Annotated in this window: 5 protein-coding genes and 1 pseudogene; 2 read left to right on the forward strand and 4 right to left on the reverse strand. The window is 69.2% G+C overall.

Going from position 1 to position 4,258, the window contains the following annotated elements; genetic code table 11:
* From G6O69_RS42705 to G6O69_RS38955, 4 genes and pseudogenes are all read right to left on the reverse strand, one after another.
* The coding region (locus G6O69_RS42705) for a shikimate kinase (RefSeq protein WP_217910187.1) at window positions 1-96 on the reverse strand (96 nt) is incomplete at its 3' end.
* Window positions 97-148: 52 nt separating this feature from the next.
* A complete protein-coding gene (locus tag G6O69_RS41340; protein ID WP_255216877.1) occupies window positions 149-658 on the reverse strand; it encodes a hypothetical protein in 510 nt (169 codons plus the stop codon).
* 313 nt (window positions 659-971) lie between these two features.
* Window positions 972-2,024: pseudogene (locus G6O69_RS41345) on the reverse strand (secretin N-terminal domain-containing protein); the annotation flags it as partial.
* On the reverse strand, window positions 2,021-2,218 hold the full coding sequence (locus G6O69_RS38955) for a hypothetical protein (protein WP_176397457.1): 198 nt from the start codon (window positions 2,216-2,218) through the stop codon (window positions 2,021-2,023). The pseudogene G6O69_RS41345 and the gene G6O69_RS38955, both read right to left, overlap by 4 nt.
* Before the next feature lie 15 nt (window positions 2,219-2,233).
* On the opposite strand from G6O69_RS38955, the gene pilQ reads away from it, so the two are divergent.
* Entirely contained in the window at window positions 2,234-4,111 is a 1,878-nt protein-coding gene (pilQ, locus tag G6O69_RS38960; protein WP_176397458.1) for a type IV pilus secretin PilQ, read from the forward strand.
* A gap of 52 nt (window positions 4,112-4,163) precedes the next feature.
* On the forward strand, window positions 4,164-4,258 hold a 95-nt coding region (locus G6O69_RS42710), incomplete at its 3' end, for a shikimate kinase (RefSeq protein ID WP_217910187.1).

The following is a 4,258-nucleotide window of genomic DNA, read 5'->3' on the forward strand; positions in this document are numbered from 1 at the left end:
CCCGAAGATCGCCTCGACGCGCTGGTCGAGGTCAATGAAGACAGCGCCGCGGCGGGCCGCGAGGGCCCGCCCGACGCTGGACTTTCCGGCGCCCATGAGCCCGAGCAAGAAGACCGGTCGGTCGTCTCGCCCGGAGGGCTCGGTGGGCTCAGCCACCGATACTCGTGGAGCGGTTGATGATCCGCGGCGTCAGGAAGATCAGCATCTCCGAGCGGTCGTCGCGTTCGGTCTTGTTCTTGAAGAACCACCCGATGATCGGGATCTCGGCGAACCAGGGCACCTTGCTGTGGTTGATCGCCTGGTTGCGGGTGTAGATCCCGCCGATCACGGCGGTGTCGCCGTCGGTGATCAACAGCTGGCTCTGGGCCGAGTTGGTCAGGATCGTCGGATCACCCCGGGCGCCGGTGTTGACGAAGTCGGCCTCGTTCTTCTGGACCTGTACGTCGAGGAGCACGGCGCCCTCGTTGGTGACCTGGGGCGTGACCCGCAGGCCGAGGGTCGCGTTGACGTAGCGCGTGTTGACACCCTGGGCAGAGACCTGGGAGATCGGGATCTGCACGCCCTGCTGGATGTCGGCCTCGGTGTTGTCGAGGGTGACGATCTTCGGCGCGGAGATGATCCGGACCTCGCCCTCGTCCTCGGCGGCGCTCAGGCGCAAGTTGGTGTTGAGGTTGCCCGAGAGGCTGCCGAAGCTGAAGCCGATCGCGCCACCGGTGCCGGTCGAGACCGAGCCGGAGGTCGACGGCGTAGTTGGGGTTGGCCGCCGAGCCCGGGAGGATCAGGCCGTTGGTCGGGGACTGGTTGCTGCCCGAGCCGCCGCCCACGCCGATGGAGTTGGGGAAGAGCAGCCCCGTGGGGTTGCCCGTGCCGGGGCTGGCCGTGAAGTCGAAGCCCCACTGGATGCCGAGCTGGCGCAGCCAGTTGGTCCGCGCCTCGACGATCCGCGCCTCGATCAACACCTGGGGCGTCTGGCTGTCGAGCTGGCGGACCAGGGACTCGGCCAGGGCGATGTTCTCGGCCACGTCCATGACGATCAGCGTGTTCGTGCGCGTGTCGGGGGTGACCGAGCCGCGCGAGCTGAGCACGCTCTGGACCTTGGGCAGCATGTCGCCGACGTCGGCGTAGCTCAGGGGGATCAGCCGGGTCTCGAGCGGCTTGAGCTGGACCTGGGCGTTGGCCTCCTCGATGGCCTTGCGGCGCTCCTCCTCGAGGGCGGTCAGCGTGGCCACGCGGATCACGTTGCCCTCCTGGACCATGCCCAGGTTCAAGGAGCGCAAGATGATGTCGAGGGCCTGATCCCAGGGCACCGCCGAGAGCTTCATGGTCACCGAGCCCTGGACCTCGGGGCCGGCGATGATGTTGACCCGGCCGATGTCCGAGAAGAGCAAGAGCACGTCCTTGATCGGCGCGTCCTGGAGCTCGATGTCGATGCGCTCGCCTCGCCAGCGGCTGCGGCCGTTGACCTTGGTCCCCGGTCGGGCGGCGAGCACCGGCGGCGTCGAGAAGCCCGAGACCTTGGTCCCGCCGAGGCTGACGACCTCGCTGCGCTCGATCTCGTCGATGTCGTCGATGTCGGCTGCCGCCTGGTCGGGCGCGGGGGCGGCCGCGACCGCGCGGGGGTTCTGCTCGCGGCTGGCGATCACGGCCTCCCTGGCGGCGGGGGACTTCTTGCCCGGGAAGCGCCAGATCAGCCGGTTGCCCTTGCTGTCGAGCTCGATCTCGGCCGGGCTCGAGGTCTGACTGGCGACGATGATCTTGACGTCGCTGCCCTCGCGGAAGCTGGTGATGCGGTCGACCGGGCCGCCGAAGCTGGTCGTGTCGAGGCTGCGCTCGAGGTTGACCGGGATCTGCGTGTCGCGCAGCTCCAGCATGTTCATGTTCGGGGTCAGGCTGCTCGCGTCGTAGACGACGGGGCCGTCGATCTCGACGATGACCACCGCGCCCTGCGGGCCGTCGACGAAGCGGACGTCTCGCAGCGCCGCGTCGCCGGCGGCCTTGCGCTGCTCCTCCCACTGGCGGGTCAAGGAGCGGCGCTGCTTGTGCGCGACCAGGGTCTCGTCGAGGCGGGCCTGGGCCTTGCCGAGGGCCTCGCGGCGCTCGTGAGGGCGTCGCGCTCGCCTTCGAGCTCCTGCTCGAGGGCGAGCGCGACGCCCTCACCGAGCGCCGCGAGGCCCTCGGCAAGGCCCAGGCCCGCCTCGACGAGACCCTGGTCGCGCACAAGCAGCGCCGCTCCTTGACCCGCCAGTGGGAGGAGCAGCGCAAGGCCGCCGGCGACGCGGCGCTGCGAGACGTCCGCTTCGTCGACGGCCCGCAGGGCGCGGTGGTCATCGTCGAGATCGACGGCCCCGTCGTCTACGACGCGAGCAGCCTGACCCCGAACATGAACATGCTGGAGCTGCGCGACACGCAGATCCCGGTCAACCTCGAGCGCAGCCTCGACACGACCAGCTTCGGCGGCCCGGTCGACCGCATCACCAGCTTCCGCGAGGGCAGCGACGTCAAGATCATCGTCGCCAGTCAGACCTCGAGCCCGGCCGAGATCGAGCTCGACAGCAAGGGCAACCGGCTGATCTGGCGCTTCCCGGGCAAGAAGTCCCCCGCCGCCAGGGAGGCCGTGATCGCCAGCCGCGAGCAGAACCCCCGCGCGGTCGCGGCCGCCCCCGCGCCCGACCAGGCGGCAGCCGACATCGACGACATCGACGAGATCGAGCGCAGCGAGGTCGTCAGCCTCGGCGGGACCAAGGTCTCGGGCTTCTCGACGCCGCCGGTGCTCGCCGCCCGACCGGGGACCAAGGTCAACGGCCGCAGCCGCTGGCGAGGCGAGCGCATCGACATCGAGCTCCAGGACGCGCCGATCAAGGACGTGCTCTTGCTCTTCTCGGACATCGGCCGGGTCAACATCATCGCCGGCCCCGAGGTCCAGGGCTCGGTGACCATGAAGCTCTCGGCGGTGCCCTGGGATCAGGCCCTCGACATCATCTTGCGCTCCTTGAACCTGGGCATGGTCCAGGAGGGCAACGTGATCCGCGTGGCCACGCTGACCGCCCTCGAGGAGGAGCGCCGCAAGGCCATCGAGGAGGCCAACGCCCAGGTCCAGCTCAAGCCGCTCGAGACCCGGCTGATCCCCCTGAGCTACGCCGACGTCGGCGACATGCTGCCCAAGGTCCAGAGCGTGCTCAGCTCGCGCGGCTCGGTCACCCCCGACACGCGCACGAACACGCTGATCGTCATGGACGTGGCCGAGAACATCGCCCTGGCCGAGTCCCTGGTCCGCCAGCTCGACAGCCAGACGCCCCAGGTGTTGATCGAGGCGCGGATCGTCGAGGCGCGGACCAACTGGCTGCGCCAGCTCGGCATCCAGTGGGGCTTCGACTTCACGGCCAGCCCCGGCACGGGCAACCCCACGGGGCTGCTCTTCCCCAACTCCATCGGCGTGGGCGGCGGCTCGGGCAGCAACCAGTCCCCGACCAACGGCCTGATCCTCCCGGGCTCGGCGGCCAACCCCAACTACGCCGTCGACCTCCCGGCTCCGGTCTCGACCGGCACCGGTGGCGCGATCGGCTTCAGCTTCGGCAGCCTCTCGGGCAACCTCAACACCAACTTGCGCCTGAGCGCCGCCGAGGACGAGGGCGAGGTCCGGATCATCTCCGCGCCGAAGATCGTCACCCTCGACAACACCGAGGCCGACATCCAGCAGGGCGTGCAGATCCCGATCTCCCAGGTCTCTGCCCAGGGTGTCAACACGCGCTACGTCAACGCGACCCTCGGCCTGCGGGTCACGCCCCAGGTCACCAACGAGGGCGCCGTGCTCCTCGACGTACAGGTCCAGAAGAACGAGGCCGACTTCGTCAACACCGGCGCCCGGGGTGATCCGACGATCCTGACCAACTCGGCCCAGAGCCAGCTGTTGATCACCGACGGCGACACCGCCGTGATCGGCGGGATCTACACCCGCAACCAGGCGATCAACCACAGCAAGGTGCCCTGGTTCGCCGAGATCCCGATCATCGGGTGGTTCTTCAAGAACAAGACCGAACGCGACGACCGCTCGGAGATGCTGATCTTCCTGACGCCGCGGATCATCAACCGCTCCACGAGTATCGGTGGCTGAGCCCACCGAGCCCTCCGGGCGAGACGACCGACCGGTCTTCTTGCTCGGGCTCATGGGCGCCGGAAAGTCCAGCGTCGGGCGGGCCCTCGCGGCCCGCCGCGGCGCTGTCTTCATTGACCTCGACCAGCGCGTCGAGGCGATCTTCGG

This window comes from Pseudenhygromyxa sp. WMMC2535 (assembly GCF_011083025.2).